At 69.9% G+C, this 23,741-nt stretch carries 11 protein-coding genes and 1 pseudogene; 5 read left to right on the top strand and 7 right to left on the bottom strand.

The window, feature by feature from the left end; all coding sequences use genetic code 11:
• Positions 1-241: 241 nt before the first annotated feature.
• Positions 242-843 (top strand): annotated as a pseudogene (locus ACIOEW_RS32915) (alpha/beta hydrolase fold domain-containing protein); the annotation flags it as partial.
• Between the two features lie 96 nt (positions 844-939).
• On the opposite strand, the gene ACIOEW_RS32910 reads toward ACIOEW_RS32915, so the two are convergent.
• Positions 940-4,401, bottom strand: coding sequence for a DNRLRE domain-containing protein (locus ACIOEW_RS32910; RefSeq protein ID WP_401968359.1), 3,462 nt, complete (start codon positions 4,399-4,401; stop codon positions 940-942).
• Positions 4,402-5,018: 617 nt separating this feature from the next.
• Between ACIOEW_RS32910 and ACIOEW_RS32905 the strand changes: the two genes are divergently transcribed.
• Complete coding sequence (locus ACIOEW_RS32905; protein WP_401968489.1) at positions 5,019-11,675, top strand: RHS repeat domain-containing protein; 6,657 nt, start codon at positions 5,019-5,021, stop codon at positions 11,673-11,675.
• A 115-nt stretch (positions 11,676-11,790) separates the two neighbouring features.
• The gene (locus ACIOEW_RS32900; protein ID WP_401968356.1) at positions 11,791-12,201 is read left to right on the top strand and encodes a hypothetical protein; all 411 of its coding nucleotides are present in this window, start codon (positions 11,791-11,793) and stop codon (positions 12,199-12,201) included.
• A gap of 78 nt (positions 12,202-12,279) precedes the next feature.
• On the opposite strand, the gene ACIOEW_RS32895 is transcribed toward ACIOEW_RS32900, so the two are convergent.
• The 5 genes from ACIOEW_RS32895 to modA form a co-directional block, all read right to left on the bottom strand.
• Positions 12,280-12,378 carry an SHOCT domain-containing protein gene (locus ACIOEW_RS32895; RefSeq protein WP_362553518.1) on the bottom strand — a complete coding sequence of 33 codons (99 nt, stop codon included), beginning with the start codon at positions 12,376-12,378 and terminating at the stop codon, positions 12,280-12,282.
• A 1,057-nt stretch (positions 12,379-13,435) separates the two neighbouring features.
• Complete coding sequence (locus tag ACIOEW_RS32890; protein ID WP_401968353.1) at positions 13,436-17,674, bottom strand: molybdopterin-dependent oxidoreductase; 4,239 nt, start codon at positions 17,672-17,674, stop codon at positions 13,436-13,438.
• Between the two features lie 362 nt (positions 17,675-18,036).
• Positions 18,037-19,125, bottom strand: a complete 1,089-nt coding sequence (locus ACIOEW_RS32885) for an ABC transporter ATP-binding protein (protein WP_401968351.1) — start codon at positions 19,123-19,125, stop codon at positions 18,037-18,039.
• Positions 19,122-19,982 carry a molybdate ABC transporter permease subunit gene (modB, locus tag ACIOEW_RS32880; protein WP_401968348.1) on the bottom strand — a complete coding sequence of 287 codons (861 nt, stop codon included), beginning with the start codon at positions 19,980-19,982 and terminating at the stop codon, positions 19,122-19,124. Before modB ends, ACIOEW_RS32885 begins: the two co-directional genes overlap by 4 nt.
• On the bottom strand, positions 19,979-20,803 hold the full coding sequence (modA, locus tag ACIOEW_RS32875; RefSeq protein ID WP_401968345.1) for a molybdate ABC transporter substrate-binding protein: 825 nt from the start codon (positions 20,801-20,803) through the stop codon (positions 19,979-19,981). The genes modB and modA overlap by 4 nt, the downstream gene beginning before the upstream one ends.
• A 258-nt stretch (positions 20,804-21,061) precedes the next feature.
• Here modA and ACIOEW_RS32870 point away from each other — a divergent pair, with 258 nt between their 5' ends.
• Positions 21,062-21,544, top strand: coding sequence for a molybdopterin-dependent oxidoreductase (locus ACIOEW_RS32870; RefSeq protein ID WP_401968342.1), 483 nt, complete (start codon positions 21,062-21,064; stop codon positions 21,542-21,544).
• A gap of 114 nt (positions 21,545-21,658) precedes the next feature.
• Positions 21,659-22,045 (top strand): VOC family protein, encoded by a 387-nt coding sequence (locus ACIOEW_RS32865; protein ID WP_401968339.1) that lies wholly within the window; start codon positions 21,659-21,661, stop codon positions 22,043-22,045.
• A gap of 121 nt (positions 22,046-22,166) precedes the next feature.
• Here ACIOEW_RS32865 and ACIOEW_RS32860 read toward each other — a convergent pair whose 3' ends face one another.
• Positions 22,167-23,735 (bottom strand): mucoidy inhibitor MuiA family protein, encoded by a 1,569-nt coding sequence (locus ACIOEW_RS32860; protein ID WP_401968338.1) that lies wholly within the window; start codon positions 23,733-23,735, stop codon positions 22,167-22,169.
• Between the last annotated feature and the right edge of the window lie 6 nt (positions 23,736-23,741).

The raw sequence follows: 23,741 nt of genomic DNA, 5'->3' as shown, positions 1-23,741 counted from the left end.
CACCCCCTTTCTGGCGCAACATCCTCTCCCGGGCGGAAGATCGCCTCCTCTCCCGGTTCGCCGGTACCTGCCAGGGCTGCGCCGCGCAGCGTGCCTACACGTTCACGCTCCCTGATGATCCCGCCCTGTGACGTTCACCGGGGCGTTGTGGCCGCCGCCCGGCCGGTGATTGACTGCGCCACATGGACTTCGGGCGAGCGTTGCCTGCACTCATGACAGGCCATCCCGCCGAACGAGGCGGCACCCGGGAGCGTTGGAGGACTGTTACGCCGGACTCGTCTGGGTGGCTGAGCACGCGGCCCGGCTGGGCGTTGACGCGGATCGCATCGTTGTCGGCGGAAAGAGCGCCGGCGGCGGACTCGCCGCGGCGCTCGCCCTGCTCACCCGTGACCGGCGCGGGCCCGCGCCGGTCGGGCAACTGCTCCTCTGTCCGATGCTCGACGACCGTAACAACACCTTCTCCAGCCACCAGATGGCCGGAGTCGACACCTGGGACCGAACCTCCGGCGCAACGGCTTGGCAGGCAGTGCTGGGTGCACGGTACGGAGCCCGGGACCTGTCGCCCTATGCGGCTCCCGGGCGTTCCGAGGATCTGTCGAAGCTGCCCCCGGCCTACATCGATGTCGGATCGGCCGAGACTCTCAGGGACGAGGGCGTGGCCTACGCCCATGCGATCTGGCAGGCCGGTGGCCAAGCCGAACTGCATGTATGGCCGGAGCCTTCCACGGCTTCGACACCATCGCACCACGGGCAGCTCTCAGCCAGGACGCCCGGGACGCCCGTACCCGCTGGCTTCGGCGCATCCTCGCACAGCCCGATGGAAACAGCGGACCTGCCTGCTGAGCGCACGCCCCTTTGATGCGGGGCGGGTCATGGGGCCTGACGCGTCCGCAGGTCCGGCCGTGGCCGGCCGGACCTGCGGACGCGCAGCCCCGGGTGTCAGCCGATGGCCATCTTGTTCTGCCACCCGGTGACGATCTGGGTTCCGGACCCCGACAGGGCGGTCCGGGAACCGGCGTAGAAGCGTACGGTCCCATCGGTTTTGAGCGTCCAGATGTCCGGGATCTGGTCCCCGTTGGCATCGGGAGTGCCGAAGAGGAACCGGATGGAGGCGGATCCCCAGCCGCTCGCCCCGTAGACGCTGTCCGCTCCATCGGCAGAGTTGACCGCGGCGGCAAGCGAGTTGAGGTCGACGCCACCGCCCGTGGCCTTCTTCCCGGTGCGCAGCAGGAGGCGGCCGGACTCGTCGGAGCGGTAGACGAGGTCGGTGACCCCGTCACCGGTGATGTCCTGCACGGTGACGATGTCGCGAGCGGTCCAGGGGGAACTGGAGAGCTGTACGGCCCGGTCGACGGTGGCGCCGTTGTAGCCGACGAAGGCCCAGATGGCATCACCGACGGTGGCGAAGAAGTCGGCCTGCCCGTCGCCGGTGGCATCTCCGGCGGACACGATCTGGGTGATGGTGTCGGGCTTGGGCGCGTTGGCGGGCAGGAGGATCTCCTGGCGCTTCTCGATGTTGACGGCGCCGTAGCCGTCGCCGGGGTAGACCCACAGCTTGTTCTCCCGGCGTGCGACGAGGTCCTGGAGTCCGTCGCCGCCGTAGATGTCACCGAGGTGCGTGATCAGCGTGTTCTTCCAGTACCCCCTGGGCGCGCCGACGTAAGCCGGTTCGCCGTCGTCGCCACGGGGATCCTTGGCCGGGTTGTCCTGGTAGCCGGCGGATCCGGAGAAGCCGAGTCGGCCGGTGCCCTTGGTGAGGTCGGTGGTGTATTCGGAGGGGTAGGCGCGCAGGTCGCCGTTGCCGTCGACCACCATCAGGTCGGGGAGCTTGTCGCCGCCGAAGTCGCCGGGGGCGTCGGCCTGGTCGCGCGGGGTGACGTAGAAGAGGTACTTACGCGGCTCGGACCTGTTCCCGGCGTCGTCGACCGTCCGCGCGTAGAGGACGTTGGGTCCGGCGAGCGGAGGCTTGGCGTTCGAGACGGTGGTCAGCGTGGTGACCGCTGCGCCGTTGGTCCGGGCGGCGGCGAAGACGTACGAGCCCTGGTTGAAGCTGAACTCGTACTTCACCACGTCGGTCTGGGCGGCCTTGAAGACGAAGGTGCCGGCCGTGCCGAACTTGACCGTGCTCCACTTCGAGTCCTCGGGAGCATTGCCGAAACCGTCGTCCGCGCCATCGGCGTCGGGGAAGTGCGGTGAGGTGATGACCGGCGGTGACGGCTTGGCGTTGTCGAAGACGAACCGGCATGGCACGGCCGATGCCGGTGTGTAGCCGGATGTCGCGCCGTACTTGTCGACCGATCGCGCACGCCAGGAGTACGTCACGCCGTTCTTGAGGCCGGTGGTGGCCAGCGGGCTCGTGTGGACGCGCGCCGAGGAGGTCCCACTGCCGACGGAGACGTTGGCCTTGGAGCCGAGCAGGTTTCCGCTGCCGCCCGTCGGCCACAGTTCGAAGCGGACGGTGGCGAGGTTGCCGTCCTTGTCGGAGCTGTTGGCCCAGAACGTGATCTGTGAGGCGGCGACATTGACGTACGGCGCCGTGGTGTCGCAGCTCAGTTCAGGATCGAGGTCGAGAGCGGTGGGTGCGGCGGGCGGACGGTTGTAGAGCAGGTCGACGTAGGGGTCGTTGCCGCCGTCGGCCTGGAGCTTCTTCCAGGAGTACTGCGAGCTCTCGTCCGTGGCACGGAAGCCGAGCGTCATGGTCTTCCAGCCGCCGTTGACGGCGCGCTGGGCGGTCGGCTTGACGTTGAACGCCTCGTACTTGTCGGGGCAGGACGCGGACTTCCAGCCGTGCGCGAAGCTGCGGCTGGCCAGCTTGTTGGCGCTGGTCATCTTCGGTGCGTTCTTCCAGGTGGTCTTGGAGCTGATCTCACCGGTGAGATAGATGTCCATCCGGCGAGGGCTGCACGACCACGCGTACGTCTCCAGGACCCGCAGGGTCGCTTCGTGGACGGTGGCGCCCTTGAGGTCGGCGTCCCAGTCGATGGTGAAGAACGACCGGGAGGTGCCCCAGGTGTCGGACTCGAAGCCGACCCGGGCCTCGTGCGTGCCGCCCTTGTTGAAGTTCCGTCCGTTGTAGAAGTTCGCGCTGGGGTGACGGCTGTAGGCAGTGGTCCAGTCGTTGGTGTGCTTTTTCACCGACGGGTCGATGAACACCGGGTACACGGTGTCCGGGTCGGTCAGAAATGCCTGATCAGGTGTCAGGAGCCAGTCACTGCCCGAGAGATCGGCCTCCACCAGGGTTCCGCGGGAATCGGGCTGCGGGCCGGACAGAGCGGTCAGTGAGAGCGTCGCGGCCGGCCCGGTCTGGGTGGGTTCGGGGGTGGGCTCGGCCGGCACGGGCGGCTCGGTTCCGGCCGGCTCCGTGGCGGAGGGGTCGGGCGCCTCGTCCGTCGCCTCGGTGAGCACCTCGTTCCAGGTGTCGCCCTGGTCACCGTCGTTGACGGTGCCGGTCGGCTCGGGGGAGGCGGACGGCTCCTCGCTGACGGATCCGCCACCGGGCGTGTCGGTCGGCTCGGGCTCGCTGCTCGGCGGCGGATCCGACGAGCCCGCGGCGCCGTCGGACGTCGCGGGTGTCCCGGAGCTGTCCCACATCAACGGCGTGGGGGACACGGCGACTTCCTCGCCCTCGGCGTCCACGGCGCTGAGTATCGCGCTGGTCGGGTCCAGCAGGAAGCGCAGGTCGGGCGAGGACAGGCCGTACGAGAGCTGCGCCACGCGGGGATCGGCGGCCGCCTGACGGTTCTTCACCACGACGAGCTGTGCGAACCCGCCGTCGTCCGCCGTCAGCAGGAGGTCCGCACCCGGCAGAATCTCCGGATACAGCGCACGGGGGCCGTCGATGATGGGCTGCGGGATGGGCCCCGGCCAGGTCAGCACGATGTCGTGGCCGCCTGTCGTCAGGGTCACCAGCGCGTTTCCGCCGGCCGTTCCCGCGTCGGTGACCAGGGAGGTCCTGCGAATGGTGGCTCGCGAGGCCCGCGTCGAACCGTTGCCCGCCGCTCCGGGAGAGAAGGTCATGCGGGTGTTGGTGGCTCTCGGGGACCAGCCGCCATCGACCCGGGACAGGTTCGGGTCGATGGCCTTCCAGCGGCCCCCCACCTTGGCCCGTACCGGGCTGGTGTGAATGCGGCGCTGAAGCAGACCGTCCGGGCGCGCCCAGGTCGTCGAGTACGCGGTACGAAGCGCCGACGCCTCCACCGGTGAACCGGTCCTGCCCGCCTTCGATGCCGCCCCCGCCTCGTCCAGCGGCGCAGCGGTGGCGCGGTCGGGTGCTGCCTTCCGGCCCGCTGGGGCGTCGGACCTGTGGAGCCCGGCATAGGTCATCCCGGACGCCACGATCGCGGCCACCGTGATCGTGGCAGCCGTCCTGCGTCTGGCCGTGGGCCGCCAACTGCTCTTCATACGCGCGCTTTCCTCCCCCTGATACCGGCTCGGTGACGGACCGCCGACCGGTCACTCCTCTCCTTCACGCCTCACGCCGTTGTGCACAGAGTGTGAAGACGCGAGCAGATCATGACCCAGGAACGGCACCGCGTCACCTGCCGGCGGTCGCCGACCGCAGCCGGACGGTGCCCCTCCGTGGAGTGGGGTGCGGAAGCCGTCGGCAGCCCGGACGTGCCGTCGATGCGGTTCCACGGGTGCCGGAAAGTGCGCCTTCCGTGGTCAAAGGTACGAATCCGACGTGTATTTGATGGGCTTTCAGGGGGGAAGTGGGGGATGGGATCCCAATGATCCACTTGAGTCGCTCATCGGGTGCGGCGGGAGCTTCGCCCGTTCTGTATGGCACTTGTTGCAGTTGATCGCTTACCTGATGTGATCATGATCACGCATGCGCGATTTCGCCTGGCTTTTCTTCACAGCGTGACCACAGAATCAACGCCTTCGTAGCAAGTGGCATTGCCTGTGGACTGGCAGGCGCCGCTCCTGTCGTCCGGGGGGACCACGCTGTGCCCGTTCTGCCGTCCGTGCGCCCAAGGCGCCGCCGCTCCGCCGTGTTCACGGTCATCGCCACCGGTCTGATGCTCGCTCTGCTGCCTGTGCAGGCGTTCGCCCTCCCGCCCGACCCTTCGAAGGCGGAGGTGCCACGCGAGGAGCTCGTCCTGGAGAAGCTGGGCCAGGAGAAGCTGATCGACGGATCGACGCGCGATGCCAACCTCGAAAGCATCGCGGCCGAGGCGCCGGAGAACACCACGGAGGCGCCCGCCGGCACGACCAGCCCTCCGGTCGGTGACACCGCGCCAGTGACCTTCGGCAGCGCGGTCCAGCAGAAGGCATCCGGCGCGAAGTCCGCCTCGGCCGCCGAGACCGATCCCGCACCGGTCCCGGCCGGCAGCCTGCCGGTGAGACTGGGCCGCGCGCCCGGCGCCGAGATGCCCACCGGCACCTGGCAGGTCGGCATCCTCGACCGGGCGGCCCCGGCAGCCGACGGAGTCGACGGCGCGGTGCTCACCGTGACCGCCCCCGCCGGAGCCTCGGTACCTGTCTCCGTCGAGCTCGACTACAAGGCGTACCAGAACCTCTACGGCGCGGACTGGGCCTCCCGTCTGCGCTTCGTCCAGTTCCCCGAGTGCTACCTCACCACCCCGGACCTGGAGGAATGCCGGACCTACCAGGAACTGGAGACGACCAACGACACCAGTGGCAGGACGCTCACGGCTACGGTCGACACCGCGGCCGACGGCACGGTGACGCCCGCCTCCGCTCCACTGATGTCCCCGACCGCGGAGCGGACCGCGTTCGCCACCACGGTTGCCGCGGGCGGCGACAAGGCTGTTGTCGGTGCGGTCGACTCCGGTGCGGGCGAAGGCGGTTCGTTCAAGGCGACCCCGCTGATCGGCGACGGCAAGTGGGCGGCCGGCAGTTCCTCGGGCGCGTTCACGTGGTCCTACCCGCTGACGGTCCCGGCCCCGCCGGCCGGCCCGACCCCGCAGATCTCCTTCGACTACTCGTCCCAGGCCGTCGACGGCAAGACCTCCACGAGTTCCCCGCAGGCGTCATGGATCGGTGAGGGCTGGGACTACGAGCCCGGCCACATCGAGCGTCGCTACCGGACCTGCCAGGACGACCGAAAGGACACGGACGCGGGCGCTCCCAACAACAAGGAGAAGAAGTACAAGACTTCGGACCTCTGCTGGGTGTCCTACAACGCCGTGATGTCCCTCGGCGGCAAGACCATCGAGCTGGTGAGGGTGGGCACGACCAACACCTACCGCCCGAAGAGCGACGACGGCACCCGTGTCGAGCTGAAGACCGGCGACGGCGTCAACGGCGACGACAACGGCGAGTACTGGCTCGTCACCCTGCCCGACGGTATGCAGTACTCGTTCGGCCTGAACAAGGTCGGCGGGGGGCACGCCGACACCAAGTCCGTGTTCACCGTGCCCGTCTACGGCAACCACCCCGGCGAGCCCTGCCACGCCGCCGCGTTCGCCGACTCGCGCTGCACCGAGGGTTCCACCAAGAAGCAGCAGGCCTGGTACTGGGGTCTGGACAAGGTCGTCGACGTCCACGGGAACGCGATGATCATCAACTGGGCCCAGGAGACCAACTACTACGCCCCGAACAAGAAGTTCAAGTCACCTGAGCAGTACATCCGCGGCGGCTACCCGACCAGCATCGAGTACGGTCTGCGCACCACCTCGCTCACCTCGCCCTCCGCACGCGTCGTGTTCAACGTGAAGGAACGCTGCCTGGCGGCCGGTTCCGCCTGCGACGAGGCCGCGTTCAACAACACCAAGGATCCTGCCTCCTACCGCCCCTGGTGGGACGCCCCCGGCAACCTGAACTGCAAGTCCGACTCGAAGCTCTGCCCCGCCTTTCCGTCCTTCTGGAGCAGGAAGCGGCTGGAGTCCGTCACCACCGAGTCGGCCCGGCCCGGCAGCACCGCGCTGGCCAAGGTCGACACCTATGGCCTCCAGCAGAGCTTCCCGCGCGACTGGTACGACACCTCGCCCGGCCTGTGGCTCAACAAGATCACCCGTAGGGGCTTCGCTCCGGGCGACTCCGCCGGCACCTTGCTCTCGGACGCGGGCGTGAGCTTCTCCCCGTACGTGGTCGCCGCCGATCACCCCCTCGGCAGCTACCTGAAGGACCGCCAGCTCCGCAACCTCGTGCCGACCTCGTCGTCCGACCCGCGCCCCGGCTTCACCCGGCCCCGTATCGGAGCGATCTCCACCGAACACGGCGCGGACATCGAGGTCATCTACAAGGGCGGCTGCCGTACCCAGCCATCGGTGGCCCAGGACAAGAACACGAACGCCTGCTTCCCCACCCGCTGGTCCCCGGACGGCGAGGACGAGAAGCCCGCGCTCTCCTGGTTCAACAAGTACGTGGTGGACTCGGTCACCGAGACCGACAAGATCACCGGCGTCTCCGACCGCATCACCACCAAGTACAACTACAGCGGCGCCGCCTGGGCCAAGAGTGACGACGAGTTCTCCAAGCCCGACCTGCGTACCTACAGCGACTGGCGCGGCTACCGGCAGGTGGTCACCGTCGAGGGCAGCAAGAACGTGCCCTCCAGCGGCAGCCCGCAGACCCAGTCCTACGCTGTCACCCGGTACTTCCAGGGGATGGGCGGCGCCGTGAAGGACTCGAAGAACGCCGTCACACTCCTCGCCGACGACCAGGACCAGTACGCCGGCATGGTCGCCGAGACGCTCACGTACGACGGCAGCGGAGGCCGCGTTCTCTCGCGCACCCTCAACTACCCCTGGTCCAAGCAGACGGCGTCACGGGACCGGGACGGCGGCGCGGCGGCCCTGCTGGCACACCGCACCGGGATCGCCCGGTCCGACGCGATCCAGACGGTCGAGACCAGCTGGCGGGCCGTGCGCACCCGGACCGAGGTCGATCCGGACTACGGGCTCCCCGTCCAGGTCGAGAGCGCCGTCGTCAAGCCGAACGGGACGGGCGAGACCCTCAGCGACTACACCTGTGCCCGGACGGAGTACGTCCACAACCCCGACAAGGGGCTGATCGGCCTGGCCAAGTCCGTTCGCTCCACCGCCACGTCGTGCGCCGCGTTCGAAGCGGCCGATCCGGCCACCGAGGTGACCGGATCGCTCCGGACCTCCTACGACGGCCTGGCGTGGGGCGCGGTGCCGACGAAGGGGCTGCCCACCACCGTCGCCGACATCGACGGCGGCGGCACCGCCCACTCGGTTCTCACCGTCTCGACGTACGACCCGCTGGGGCGGGTCCGCACGTTGAAGAAGCCCGACGGCGGAGTCACCGAGACCCAGTACACCCCGGCCGACAGCGGCGGCCCGGTCACGTCCATCAGGACCATCAACGCGAAGGGACACCCCGAGGTCACCACGTTCGACCCCGGTCGGGCCCTTCCGCTCACCGTCACCGACGCCAACGGCCGGGTGACACGCATGGAGTACGACGGTCTCGGCAGGCTGGTGAAGGGGTGGTCGGCCTCCCGTTCGGCGGGAACCCAGTCGCCCAACGTGCAGATCGCCTATCAGATGGCCGTCGCCACGCCCACCGTGACCAGACCGACGGCAGTGACCGTGCAGACCCTCAAGGACGACGGAGGCTATGCCAAGCAGGTCACCGTGTACGACGGGCTCATGCGGCAGGTCCAGACGCAGAGCGACGCGAGCGGTCCGGGGCGCATCATCACGGACACGTACTACAACGACCACGGCCTGGTCCGTGAGCAGACCAAGCCCTACCTGACCGCCGGAGACCCGCAGGCCGCCCAGTTCAAGCGTGCGTCCGACAGCATTGTCCCGAGCCTCACGAGGACCCGTTACGACGGTCTGGAGCGGCCCGTCCGGGTCTCCTCCATCCTGCTGGGCGAACCGCAGTACGCCTCCGTCACCGCCTACCACGACACCAGCACCTACGTCGCGCCGGCCGGCGGCGCGGCACCGGCGACGAACACCTGGACCGACGCTCGCGGCCGCGTCACGGAGATCCAGCAGTACACGAATTCCGAGTCCTCCCAGTGGCGCGGCACCGAATACGAGTACGACGTCAGAGGGAACCGGAAGAAGGTCACGGACCCGGCAGGCAACACCTGGACGTACACCTACGACACCCGCGGCCGGACGGTCACCGCGACGGACCCGGACACCGGCGAGAGCCTGTTCGGCTACGACGGCGCCGACCGGCGGACCAGTGTCAAGGACAGCCGTGGCATCACCTACACGGAGTACGACGAGTTGGGTCGCGTCAAGGCGGTCCGCGAGGGTTCACCCACGGCCGCTCCCGTCAAGGAGTTCACCTTCGACGCCGCCGGCGCCCTCGGCAAGCCGGTCGCCTCGATCCGCCACGACAAGAGCGGCGACTACATCAGCAAGGTGACCGGATACGACACCGACTACCGGCCCACCGGCCGTCAGACGGTGATCCCGGCGAACGCCATGACCACGGGTGTCTCCGGGACCTACACCTACGCGTACACGTATTCGGCGACGGGCAAACAGCTCTCGGCGACGCTGCCCGCGGCGGGCGGCCTGGCCGCGGAGAAGGTCGTCACCCGGTACAACAGCGACGGCCAGCCCGTGTCGACGTCCGGACTGAACTGGTACACGTCCGACGTCACCTACTCCCCGTACGGCGAGACGCTGCGCACGGTCAGCGGCCCGCAGCCCTACCGGGTCTGGACGACCAGCTTCACCGACGAGACGACCGGCCGTCTCCAGCGCAAGGTGGCCGACCGTGAGACCGCGAACTCGCACCGGATCTCGGACGACTTCTACTCCTACGACATCGCGGGCAACGTCACCTCCGACGCGCGGAAGGTGACCGACGGAGCGACCTCAGTCTGGGACAACCAGTGCTTCACCTATGACGCCTTGGGCGAGCTCGTTCACGCGTGGACGTCCTCCGTCACCACGCTCGGCAGCGGCAACGGGACCGGCTGCAAGGCCGCAGGCGGTGCGGTGTGGGGAAACCGGACGGACGCCGAGCCCGCATCGGGTCCGGTCGCCGACGCTCCGGACGCGGCCGAGGACACCGACTCGTCGTCCCCCGACCCGGCCCTGGCCGCTTCGCTCGCCGCCGCGGGTCCGGCCACCGGTTCCGTCGCGGTGGGCCCGACGTCCTACTGGGACAGCTACACCTTCGATGTGATCGGCAACCGGGCGGGGATGACCGAGCACAGCCCGCTGGACCCCACGAAGGTCACGAAGCTCGCCTACGGCTACGGGACGACGGTCACCGGCAACGGCACCTCGCCGACGACCGTCACTCAGCCGCACACCCTGACCGACGTGACCTCCACACCGGCCGGCCGGGGCGCGAGCTACACCTACGACCTGGCGGGCAACACGAAGGTCCGTGATCTGGCGGACGTGACGCAGGACCTGGAGTGGACCCCCGAGAACCGGCTCGAGAAGATCACCTCCGACGGTGTGACGACGACCTACGTCTATGACGCCGACGGCAACCGGATCCTGGAGTCCACCCCCTCGGGCAGTGTCCTGTACCTGGGGGAGACCGAGCTGAGGACCGCGGGCGGAAAGATCACGCGAGCCACCCGCGCGTACACGCAGGACGGCGCCCCCACCGTGGTGCGGTCGACCGTCAACGGCGCCATCACCGGCCACAAGCTGCACGTTCTGCTGGCCGACCATCTCGGTACCGGGACCACCGCGGTCGAGATGGCCGCGGGGCAGCCCCTCACACGCCGGGCGTTCAAGCCGTACGGAGAGGCGCGGGGCACCCAGCCCGCCACCTGGCCCGACAGCCGCAGTTACCTGGGTGTCGGAATCGACGACAAGGACACGGGCCTGACCCATCTGGGAGCCCGTGAGTACGACCAGTCGACGGGACGGTTCATCTCGGCGGACCCGGTCATGGACTCGGCCGACCCCCTGCAGATGAACGGCTACGCCTACAGCCGCAACAACCCCGTCACCCATCGCGACCCCACCGGTCTCTACGACCCGGACAGGCAGGCGTACGAGGCGCAGAAGGCGCGCCAGGCACACAATCCGGGGCTCAACAAGCCCCGGGCGAGCCCTCCGCATGTTCAGAACACGAAGCTCCGGGGAATCCTGTCCAACCTCTACCTCCGGCCGCAGGTGCTGGGCGGCCTCGGTGACGGCAAGACCGCGACGGCTCTGATCAACGAGTTCAACCACGGACAGCCGACCGTGAAGCTCTGGCACCTGGAGAAGGGATGGGCTGCCATGAGCGGACTGGCCGACGTGATGGGCAAGGACAGGGAGGCCCGGGTCAGGGCGAAACAGGGCAAGTCCAAGGCCACTGACGTCATGCTCTCCGACGAGGACATGAAGGTGGCCAAGAGCGAAGCGGCCGAGCTGTGGAAGGCCCTGAACGCCGAGGACCTCACCGGCGTCTACGGGAAGATGGTGGCGGAGAACCCGCTCCTGCAGGCGACGTTGACGAAGAACCGTGCCAAGGTCCTCGACGAGCCCGAGATGGCTGATCTCACCGGCCGGAAGTTCGAGATCCGTGGCAAGAGCCCCTGGCCCGTCCCCAAGGGCGAGGCACCGCATGTCAGCGGATTCGCCAAGGGGTTCGGCATCGCCGGGGGAGTGCTGACCGTGGCCCAGGCGCCGGCCCTGATCGAGGAGCACGGCTGGGGCGGCGGTCTGTGGGAGATGTTCGAGGGGATAGTCGATCCGTTCGGGGTGGAGGACAGCAGCATGTCGTCCCCGTGTGACGACAATCCGAACGCCTGTATCGCCTGACCCCCCTCGCCGCCCCGCCCCGCTCCCGTCGTCGAGGCGGCGAGGGGCGGGGCGGCGCGTTGTACTCTCGCACCGCCGGTTCTATCGAGAAGGTGAATGGATGCGGGCGTCCACCATGACGCGTTCGAACGTGCAGGAGATTCTCCTGGACATGGTGCCCGAGACCGCGGAGCCCGTTCGGCTCCTGGCGGAGGAGGACGCGGACGGGGAAGTGCTTCTCTTCCCGCTCCTGAGGGACGGTTTCGCCGACCCACTGGTGATGCCCGCGCTACGGCGTCCGTCAGCGCACGAGGATCTCCTGCGCCGCTGCTTCGCATACGTCGATCTCGGCCTGCGCAGCACGGACACGACACTGAACGACGCGTTCTGGTTCCAGGTGCTGGAGCTCCTGCTCGACGACCTGGACGTGCTCGACGCGGCCTGCGCCTTCATGACCGATGAGACCAGGGACTACGTCCTGGAGAAACTGACGGATTTCGGCGTCCCGCTCACACCGCAATGGACGGCATGGGCCGGGCGCAGCTGACGGGAGCGTTGCGGACGGTTGCCGGGTGCGCCCGGCAACCGTCCTGCCGCTTGGGCCCGTCAGGTGAATCCCGTGAGGTCAGAGCCGTCGGAGGAAGTCGGCTTTCTTCGCCTCGAACTCACCCGGAGAGATGACACCCGCATCGCGCAGTTCGCCGAGCTGCCGCAGGAGATCCATGATCTCCTGCGAGCTCTGAGCGGGGGCTGCCGGAGCCGGGGCAGGTGCTCCCCACCCGGGAGCGGCGGGCGCGGGCGCGGGTGCACCCCACGCGGGAGCCGGGGCGGGCGGGTACGGGGCTGCGTGCCCGGATACGACCGGGGTGCCACGGTGATCCGGGTCTCGCGTGAGCGCGCCGTTGTCCTGGCGGTCGTGGAGAGACATGGCGTGCCCGCACCCTCGGCAGTTACGCGTGAACGCCATGCCTGCTTCGCTGAGACCCATGGTCGCGATGCCCGCGGTCCAACGGCCTGCCTTCCGGGCGCCTTCACCGACGGCACTGTTGGTGCATCGCTTGCAGTCGGGGCAGCCTGTTTGTACGCGCGCCATGATCAATCCTTATTGCATCTCGAACATTGCCGGGGGTGTCTCGTCGCCCGTCGACTCAAAATCGTACAAGTGGGTCGAGATGGTGTGTGACGGAGGTGAGCGAGAACGGGGTCACGGCCGGGAGCGGTACGGGGAGCATGGAGCAGGTCCGCGGGCGGCGACTTCACGCTGCGCAGTCACGGACACGTGAGCAGCGCGCGGACCTGCTCGGTCAACGACCTGCGCGCAATGCGGCGGAATCCACATCGACGCCTCGCCATGCTCCGTCAGCGTGGGGCTCCTTGACGGTCGGCCACTTGAGCGACCTCGTACGCGGCCTGAATCCGAACTCCGTGCAGAAGTCGCGGAAGCGCAACGTCGCGCGGCGCCCTGCGCCGGCTGCGGGGACGGCCGCGCCGAACGTCGGCCGGTTGGCCGCTCCGGGAATCCCGGATCGGCCAACCGCGTCCCAGCCAGGGCCTGGAGGGGTGGGGATGTCAGGGTCGGCGCAGGACTGCGGCCTCCGCGCCCCAGCCGAGCGCGATGGTCCGGTGGACCTCCCAGCCCGCCCGCTTCGTGAGCGCGGCGATGGCGGCGGAGTCGCGCAGGGGCTGCCGGTCGCGGCGTACGCGTGCAGGGCCGCCTCGGCCGCGTGCGGGCTCAGGCCGTCGGGGGACCAGGACAAGGGCCGCCCGAGCAGGACGTGCCGTCAGTAGACGTCGCGGACGTAGCGTTTGTCCGCGGCCAGGCGCCTGACGTAGGCGGCGGCTTCGTCGTTCTCCATTCCGCCATGGGTGGCGACGATGCCGGCGAGCGCGTGGTCGACGTCCTTGGCCATGCGCGCCGCGTCGCCGCAGACGTAGAAGTGGGCGCCGTCGCGGAGCCACTGCCACAGCCGCGGGCCGTGTTCGCGCATCCGGTCCTGGACGTAGACCTTGTTGCGCTGGTCGCGGGAGAAGGCGAGGTCGAGGCGGTCGAGATGGCCGGATGCCCGGTACGCCTCCAGTTCCTGGCGGTAGTAGAAATCGGTGGCCTGGCGCTGCTCGCCGAAGAAGAGCCAGTTGGGGCCGGTGTGGCCGCGGGCCTGGCGGTCTTCGAGGAAGCCGATGAAGGGGGCCACGCCGGTTCCGGGCCCGACCATGATCATGGGGGTGGCGGGGTCGGCGGGCGGGCGGAAGTGCGGGGAGCGCTGCACGAAGACCTGGACCGGGCCGTCGTCCGCGCAGTCGGCGAGGTAGGTGGAGCACACCCCCTTACGGTTCCGGCCGAGGTCGTTGGTGTAGCGGACGACGGAGACCGTGAGGCGGACCTCGCCCGGGTGGGCGAGCGGGCTGGAGGAGATGGAGTACAGACGGGGCTGGAGGCGCCTGAGGACCCCCGCCCACTCCGCCGCCGAAGCCCGGACGGGGAATGCCGCGACGACGTCGGCTGCCTGGCGGCTCCAGCTCCACTTCGCGAGGGCGTCCTTGTTGTCGGCGCGCAGGAGGCGCTTCAGTTCATGGCTTCCGGTGCGGTCAGCGGTGAACTTGAGCAGCTCGGTGGTGATGCGGGAGATGTCCAGGCGGGTGCGCAGTGCTTCTTCGAGGGGGATGGGTGAGCCGTCGCCGAGGTCGACCGGTTCGGCTGGGTCGAGTCCGGTGAGGGCGAGCCATTCGGCGACGAGCGGGGTGCCGTTGGTCGGCCGGACGCCGAGAGCATCCCCGGCGTCGTAGGCGAGTGTGCCGTCGCGGGTGTCGAAGGCGAACTGCCGGACCTCCTTCCCGGAACCGGGCAGACTCAGCCGCCTGTTGCCGACGAGCAGGGTGGCGAAGGGCGATGCCTTGGTGTAGCCGGCCGGTGCGGGGGCGGGGGGCGGGGTGACGATGGTGGGGGCGGTCGCGCCGGTGGGTTCGGCGACGGCGGTTCCGTCGGCGCCCGCTGAAACAGGCTGTCGGCCGGCGGCTGCCGTCAGGGCGCTGACGACCTGGTCGAGCCACTGCTCGGCGGCCTCTTCGAAGTCCGGCTCGCAGTCGAAACGGGGGATCAGCCTGGTGGCCCCGAGGGCGTCGAACCGTTCGTCGAGCCGGCGGCCGTGGCCGCAGAAGTCGGCGTAGTCGGAGTCGCCGAACGCGAGGACCGCGTACCGGATTCCCTCCATCCGTCCTGTGTCGGGGCCGGACAGCGCCTGCCAGAAGTCGGCGCCGTTGTCGGGTGCGTCGCCGTCACCGAAGGTGCTGGTGACAAGGAGTAGGTCCGTGTCGGGGGTGAGGTGCGCCGGCGACGCCTCGGCCATGGGGCGCAGTTCGGGGGCATGGCCTGCCTGGGCGAGGCGGGCGGCGGCGCCTGTGGTGAACTCCTCGGCGTTGCCGGTCTGCGAGGCCCACAGGATGACCAGGCGGCGGGCCGGTGCGGTCCTGTCGGCGGCCGGGGCACCGGCCTCCGCGGGCACGGGGGCGGGAGCCGTGGCAGCGGGCACGGCGGTGCGGGAGAACATGCCGGCGAGGACCCCGTCTACCCACAGGGCGTGGCCCGGGTCAAAGGGGGCGCCTGGCGGCAGGACGGGCACGCGTCCGGCAGGTGGTGTCAGGGCGAGGCCGGAAAGGTAGCCGGACAGGTAGTGGCGTTCGTGCTCGGCCAGGGGCGCGGGGGCGAGGCCGGTGGTGCCGAACAGTGTGGCGAGCGCGTGGACGGGGGAGTCCGCGGCGGCCGGTGCCGGTGCCGGTGCCGGCGCGGGGGTGGGGGTGGCCTCCGGCTGGGTGCTCGGGTGGGCAGCCGGCACGGGGGCGACCGTCCTGGCGAGAGTGACGGCGCAGACCTTGAACTCGGGCTGGAAGGAGACCGGGTCGACTGCGTCGTTGGTGACGGCATTGATGCTGAGGTATTCGCCGAACAGATCGTTCCAGTGGAACGGTGCGAAACAGTTGCCAGGACGTACGCGGTCGGTGACCACGGCGGGGAGTACGGCGCGCCCCCGGCGGGAGGCGACCTCCACGTGATCGCCCTCCCCGATCCCCAGGGCGGCGGCGTCCTCGGGGTGGACCTCCACGAACGGACCGGGGTTGAGCTTGTTGAGCTTGGCGACCTTGCCGGTCCTGGTCATCGTGTGCCACTGGTGTTGCAGGCGGCCAGTGTTGAGGACGAACGGGTAGTCGTCGTCGGGGAGTTCCGCCGCCGGGAGGTGCGGGCGAGCGAAGAACTGCGCGCGTCCGCTCGCGGTCGGGAAGGCCAGACGGGGGCGGGTCCTGTCCTCGCGCTCCAGCAGGGTCTGGCTGACGCCGTCGTTGAGGTAGCGGATCGGGTTGCGGTCCGGACCGTCTGCGGCCGGTGCCGGCCACTGGACGGGGGTGGTGCGAAGCCGTTCGTAGGTCACGCCGCGCAGGTCCCATCCTGTCCTGGGGTTCCACGCCTGCTTGAGTTCCTCGAACACGTCCTCGGCGCAGGCGTAGGTGAACGCGTCGGCGAAACCCATCTCGCAGGCGACCCGGGCGATCAGCTGCCAGTCGGGCAGCGCCTGCTCGGGAGGGTCGACGACGCCCTGTACGAGGGTGAGGTTCCGCTCGGAGTTGATCATGACGCCGTCGGACTCCGCCCACAGCGTCGCGGGCAGGACGACATCGGCGTAGGCGTTGGTCTCGGTCTCGGCGAAGACGTCCTGGGCGATGACGAGTTCGGCCGCCTCCAGGCCGGCGATGACGGTCTTGCGGTTGGCGACCGAGGCGACAGGATTGGTGCAGATGATCCAGCACGCCTTGATGTCGCCGGCGGCCATCTGCTCGAACATCTCGACCGTGCCGTGACCGGCCTCGGTACGCAGGGAGCCTTCGGGGATACCCCACAGGTTCTCGACGAAGGCGCGCTCGGCCTCGACCAGGACGGAGCGCTGGCCGGGCAGGCCGGGCCCCATGTAACCCATTTCCCGGCCGCCCATGGCGTTGGGCTGGCCGGTGAGGGAGAGGGGCCCGGAGCCCGGGCGGCAGATGGCGCCGGTGGCGAGGTGTAGGTTGACCAGGGCGTTGGTGTTCCAGGTGCCGTGCGTGGACTGGTTCAGGCCCATGGTCCAGCAGCTCATCCATTCACCCGCCTCACCTATCCACTGCGCGGCCTGCCGGATGTCGCTCTCGGGGATGCCGGTGATCTCCGCGACCTTCTCGGGCGGGTAGTTCCCGAGGAAGGCAGGCATCTCCCCCCAGCCCTCCGTGAACTCGGCGATGAACGCCTCGTCGGTGTGGCCGTTCTCGACGAGCAGGTGCAGCAGGCCGTTGAGCAGGGCGAGGTCGGTGCCGGGCTTGATCTGGAGGAAGAGATCGGCTTTGTCGGCGGTGGCGTTGCGGCGCGGGTCGACGACGATGAGTCTGGCCCCGGCCGACTTGATCCGGTCCATCATGCGCAGGAAGAGAATCGGGTGGCAGTCGGCCATGTTGGCGCCGATCACGAAGAACGCGTCCGCGCGGTCGAAGTCCTGGTACGAGCCGGGCGGGCCGTCCGCGCCCAGCGACAGCTTGTATCCGGTTCCCGCGGAGGCCATGCACAACCGGGAGTTCGACTCGATCTGCTTCGTCCGGACGAAGCCCTTGGCCAGCTTGTTCGCCAGGTACTGCGCCTCCAGGGACATCTGCCCGGACACGTAGAAGGACAACGCGTCCGGCCCGTGCTCGTCCAGGATCGTCCGCAGCCTGCCGGCGACCGACGCAATCGCCTCGTCCACGTGCTTCTCGGCGGGCTGGGCGCCCCGCTCCGTGCGCACCAGCGCCGTGGCCGCACGGCCTGGCGCGGCCATCATGTCCGCGCTCGTCGAGCCCTTGGTGCACAAGCGGCCGAAGTTGGCCGGGTGAGCCTTGTCGCCGGAGGCCTTCGACGCGCGACTTCGGCCGTCGGCGGGGTTCCGTGTGATGCCGAGCACGATTCCGCAGCCGACCCCGCAGTACGAACAGACCGTACGGACACTGTCCTTCTTCGAGCCAGCTGGCACCGAACCTCCACTTTCCGGCCTGCGTACCGTTCGAGCGGGCCCGCGCAGTTCGCTGCAGCCGATCCCATGACCAGCACCGTAGAAAGATCGGGTTTCCGCTCCGTCACGCCCCGGGAGCGCCCGGGATTACACCTCACGCACACGTCCCGGCGTCGGCATGTGAGGTCGCCGGCTCATCTCGACGCTGCGGCCCTCGGGCGCAGGGCGCCTCGGCGGCGGCCTCTGCGCGGAGGTGCTGGAGCGGGCCTGACCTGCGGCATGAGCAGGCGGTGCCTTCTCACAGGGGTGCGAGCGAGACCGCGGTCGACCTCATCAGCGGGTGGTGCCTCGCAGACCGTGAACGTGTCCCCGCCCGGGCGTCCTCAGACGGGGTAGGCGTGGGTCTGCGTCGCCTTCACCGTCGCCCAGACTGCCGCGCCCGGATGCAGGTCGAGTTCCGCGGCGGCGACTGTGGTCAGGTCGGCGGTGAGGGGGAGCTCTCCGGTGAGGTCGGCGCGGATCTGGTCCGAGTGGGTCTCCAGGCCCGCGATCTCGCAGCGCCAGAGGTTACGGGCGCTGGCGCCGGCGGGCCGCTCGCGGTGGAGGGTGACCGCGTTCGGCGGAAAGGCCACGAAGACCGGGCCGGACAGGGCCTCCGTGGTGGTGAGGCAAGGGCCGGCGTCGAGGCGGACGGTGTGGCCGTCGGCTGTGCCCCGGTAGAGGTTCAGGCCGACCAGCTGAGCGATGTAGTCCGTACGGGGGTGGCGGGCGATATGGGACGGTGCGCCCTCCTGTACGACCTGGCCGTCCTCGACCACGACCAGGCGGTCGGCCAGCACCATGGCGTCCAGCGGATCGTGTGTGACCAGGACGGCGACGGCCTCGAACTCGGCCAGGTGCCGCCGGAGCTGCGATCTGACCTCCAGGCGGGTGCGGGCGTCGAGCGCCGCCAACGGCTCGTCCAGGAGCAGCAGGCGCGGGCGGGTGGCCAGCGCGCGGGCCAGGGCGACACGCTGGGCCTGGCCGCCGGACAGCTTGCGTGGCTTGGCGCCGGCGTGGTCCGCGAGACCCAGCCGGTCGAGCCACTCGGCGGCCTGGGCCCGGGCCGCCGTCCTGGTCGCGCCGTGGCAGCGGGGCCCGAAGGCCACGTTGTCCAGGGCGGTGAGGTGCGGGAAGAGCAGGTAGTCCTGGAAGACGACGCCGACCGGGCGGGATTCCGGCGGCATACGGTCCAACACGGTTCCGTCCAGCCGCAGATGGCCGTCGGTGAGTGGGGTCAGGCCGGCGAGGGCGCGCAGGGCAGTGGTCTTGCCGGCGCCGTTGGGACCGAGCAGGGCGACGACTTCGCCGGGTGCGACGGTCAGAGCCACGTCGAGACGGAAGGCGCCGCGCTCGACGACGAGGTGGGCGTCGAGGCCCTCATCGGATACGCCGGAGCGGACGCTGCGGGCGGAATCGGGGGTCTGGGTCATCCTGCTGTCATCCAACGGTCGCGCAGGCCCGCCAGCACCGCGACGGACACGGCGAGCAGGACCAGGCTGAGGGCGATGGCCGCCTCCGGATCGCTCTGCAGCGCCAGATACACGGCCAGCGGCATGGTCTGGGTTCGGCCGGGGAAGTTGCCGGCGAAGGTGATCGTCGCACCGAATTCGCCCAGGGCGCGAGCCCAGGCCAGCACGGCGCCCGCGGCGATGCCGGGCGCGATCATCGGCAGCGTGACCCGGCGGAACGCGGTGAAGCGGGAGGCGCCGAGCGTGGCGGCAGCCTCCTCGAAGCGCGGGTCGGCAGCGCGCAGGGTCCCCTCGACGCTGATCACGAGGAACGGCATCGCGACGAACGCCTCCGCGATCACGACTCCCGCCGTGGTGAACGGCAGGGTGATCCCGAACCAGTCGTCCAGCGTCTTCCCGACGATGCCGTTGCGGCCGAGTGCCATCAGCAGCGCCACACCTCCGACCACGGGGGGAAGGACGAGCGGCAGGGTGACGAGCGCCCGCACGAGGCCGCGGCCGGGGAACTCGACGCGGGCAAGCAGCCAGGCGAGCGGCACACCGATGACGAGACTCACCGCGGTGGCGGCCGTGGCGCAGACCAGCGACAGTTGGAGCGCCTGCCATACCTCGGCGCTGGTCAGCAGCTCGGGCAGGCTGGTCCAGGGAGCCCGTACGAGCAGGGCGAGCAGCGGCACGATCAGGAACGCCAGGCCGAGCAGTGCGGGCACCAGAAGCGGCAGCGGCACGGCTCGGCTGCCGCCGGTCCGGACGCGCCGGCGCCGCGGCCCACCCCGGAGGGCGCTGGTCGCGGCGTCGGCCTTGTCGGGCTTCGTCACGGCTTGAGGAACCCGGCCTCGGTCAGGACCTTCTGGCCCTCTGAGGACTGCACCAGGGCGATGAACGCCTTGGCGGCATCGGCGTTCTCCGTGTCCTTGAGCTGGACGATCGGGTAGTCGTTGACGGCGTCCGCGGACTCGGGGAAGTCCACGCCCTCCACCTTGTCGCCCGCCGCGTGGACGTCGGTCTTGTAGACGACGGCCGCGTCGGCCTCCTTCAGCTCGACCTTGGTCAGAGCGGACTTCACGTCCTGCTCGTAGGAAACGGGGGTGAGCTTGAGCTTGCCGGCGTCGAGGGCCTTCTGGGCGGCGGCGCCACAGGGCACCTCCTTGTCGCAGAGGACCACCTTGAGACCGGACGAGGTGAGGTCCTTCAGCGAGGTGATCTTGTCGGGATTGCCCGGCAGGGTGGCGATCTCCAGTTGGTTGCGGACGAAGGTGGCGGGCGCGCCGGAGGCGCCCCCCGCGTCGGTGACGATCTTCATCGTCTTGGGGCTGGCAGAGGCGAACACGTCGGCCGGGGCACCGCCGGTGATGCTCGCGGCGAGGGAGTCGCTGCCGCCGAAGCTGAAGGTGACCTTCGTGCCGGGGTGCTCCTTCTCGAACTCCTTGCCCAGGGCGGTGAAGCTCTCCTTGAGGGAGGCGGCGGCGAACACGGTGACCGTCCCGGACAGCTTCTCCGACGAGGTGGACGCGGAGGAGCCCGGCGCCGCCGACGAGGTGTCCTCGGACGACGAACAGGCGCTCAGAGCCAGCAGGGCGGCGGTTGCCGCACCGGCCACCTGAAGCGTCCGGCGGGTCCGGCGCACGGTACGGGTCATCACGGGTCTGCTCCCTCTTGTCCTGACGGACACAATCACCTGTGGTCCTGGCGGACCCTCTGCGGTCTCTCGACGGCCACGTCGGCCGAATCGATCACTGCATCCGCGGCGGGTGCGCATGCGCTGATAATACTTCCGCAGATGCGAGGTAAAAGTCTTCTGTTGCTTCGCATGAGTCGGAATCGTGATTGCCGTAGGTGGTATGTGCGTTTGTACGGGGTGCGGGTCCGGGTACGGTCACCCGGGAGGTGGTAGTCCGTGAGTCAGTCCCTCTCAGCAGCCGGTACGACCGCCGGCACGGTGCCGGACCTCGCCCTCACCGGCGATCTGTCCCGTCCGGCCCGTCTGACGGTGCCCGATCTGTTCTCGAGGCCGCAGCACGAGTCCGACGTCAGCTTCGAGTGCGCCACCAGCGGCATCCGGCACCACCGCTTCACCGGACCGCTGCTGCACGACGTGCTCGTGAGTGCCGGGCCCCGCTTCGACCTGACCCGCCGCAAGGACCGCCTGCGCTTCCTGATCGCGGTGTCGGGCGCGGACGGCCACCACGCCCTGCTGTCCTGGGCCGAGATCGATCCCGGCTTCGGGCGGGCCCGGGTGCTGCTGGCGGCGTCCATCGACGGCACCAGGCTCGACCACGCCGGTCCGCAGCTCGTCCTCCCGCAGGATCGCTGCGGCGCGCGGCACATCAGCGGCATCAACGCCGTGCGCGTGGACGGCGGGTACGGCTCGTGGGAGTGACACCGAACCGTGCGGACAGAGAGCGGTGCCACTGCGGTGTCCGTACGGTGACGGCGAGGTGCGACCGGTGAGACGACTGGCGCAGCCGGCGCTGCCTGGGGCAGGCTCATCCGCATGATCTCGGTGGTGCAGAACGTGGCGATCGATTGTGCGGATGCCTATGCCCTGGCTCGATTCTGGAGCGAGGTGGTGGGGTGCCCGCTGCATCCGGAGGACAGACCGGGAGCCCCGGAGACCGAAGTGTTGCTGCCGGTGGGCCCGCTGCTGCACTTCAACCAGGTGCCGGAGCCGAAGACGGTCAAGAACAGAATGCACCTGTGCCTGCGCCCGACGACCTCGCGCGAGGAGGAGGTCGAGCGGCTGTTGAGTCTCGGTGCCACTCTTGTCGCCGATCGCCGGGAACCCGACGGCGCGGGCTGGACGGTCCTGGCGGACCCTGAGGGCAATGAGTTCTGCGTTCTCCGGAGCGAGGCCGAGCGGGCCGCGCCGCCGCCGTCCTGAGGCAGCCGGGACGGAGCCGCCGGTGTCTTGGCGGCCCGCCCGCGGCGAGAGGTGACGCCGCGCGGCGAGGGCGCGGGCCGGGGAAGGGCCACCGCGCCGGGCGCGCAGTGGCCTGTCGGACTCAGAGCCCGGTGACCTTGGCGCTCGCCGACAGTTCGTAGACCAGGGTCACCGTGCGGCGGCTGCCGGGCGGCAGGGTGACGTCCCAGTGGGCGATGCCCTCGGCGTCGATCGTGTCGGGCGGCGGGGAGCAGGAATCCTTGTGTACGCGTATGGTCACCGCCGCGACCTCGGAGACGGGAACGCGCTCCCGCAGGGCGACCACCCGGTCGTCCTGCTCGCCGGGGGCGGAGAACCGGGACAGGTGCAGCCGGACCGTGCGAGTGATCACGGTCCGCTGGGTGATGGCGGCGGTGTCGCGGGACTCCTCCGCATGGCGGACCACCCTGTAGTCGTCGCAGCTGCCGAAGGCCAGTTCGGCAGGGGCGCCGGGGGCGGTGAAGTCCAGCGTGCCGCGGCCGCTGAATCCGTTGCCGCGAACCAGGTCCACGGGCCCGGCGAGCAGCGCGTGACCGGACAGGTTGTCGAACCGCACCACTTGGGTGACCAGGGGGGACAACTCCGGTGAGCAGGCGTACTCGCTGGGCGCGGTCGCGGTGAATGCGGAGAGACGCACCCGGTGGGCGCGGCCGTCACCGGGCACCGAGACCGGCGTGGGGGAGCTCAGTACCCGCGCCTCGCCGCCGTCGTCCACCCCCGGCAGGCCGAGCACCGTGGCCGGCCCGAGGGCCCCGATCTCCTCCTCGCGCAGCTCGACGTCGACCGTGCGGCGCTCCGCTGCGGAGCGGTCCTTGAGCGTCAGCCGGTCCTCGTCCAGCCGTGGCGGTTCGGTGGCCAGCGCCGAACGGGCCGTTGACAGGGTCAGCCGTACGCCGGACCAGTCCTCACCGGTGCGCTGCCAGACCATCGCGTCGGTCTCCAGCGTCAGCGAGTCCCCGTCGAGCACGGCCCGGTAGGCGGGGCGCCACAGCGCACACGGGGTGAGGTGGCTCAGGCGCAGCCCGACAGGTCCGGCGGCTGCGGCCTCCACGGTCAGCTCGATATGGCCGACCAGCTCTGCTGGTTCCTCCTCCGAGAGCTGCAGCGCCCGCTGAAGGTCGGAGAGTTCGGAAGTGAGCGACGCCAACCGGGCCTCCACGGCCCGGAGTTCTTCAGCGTGCGTGTCGCGCTCGGAATCGACCCGGTCCAGCTCGCGGGACCAGCGGTCCTGCTCCGTCTCCCCGGACCCGGCGCCTTCGCCGATCTCCCGCAGCAGATCGGTGGCGAGGCGACCGAGCAGGCCGAGGCGGGCGTGGAGCCGGTCGCGGCGCTGTCCCAGGGCCAGCTGCTCCCCTGCGAGGGTGTGTACGCGGTGGCGCAGAGCGGAGTCGTCGGCCGTGGGCGGCGACGGCTCGCGCGGCGTCCAGCTGCGGACGATCCGCACGTCGAGCACCGTCGCGGGGTGATCGGAGGCCAACTCGGCATGGAGGGTCCGGTCGACCGCCAGCGCACTGACCGGCCCCAGAAGCAGCCGCTGGACGCCGGCCTTCAGGTCGAGCACGACGGCGCGCTCGATGTGGGCGCGATCCTCGAGGCAGGTGACGGCGGTGACGGGAAGGGCGACCGGGTTCGGCTTCGGGTCCGTGGACATGGGGTG

This window comes from Streptomyces sp. NPDC087901, from assembly GCF_044742205.1.
GTDB lineage: Bacteria > Actinomycetota > Actinomycetes > Streptomycetales > Streptomycetaceae > Streptomyces.
The sequence above is the reverse complement of the archived record's forward strand: the minus strand, read 5'-3'. Positions and strand labels throughout refer to the sequence as shown.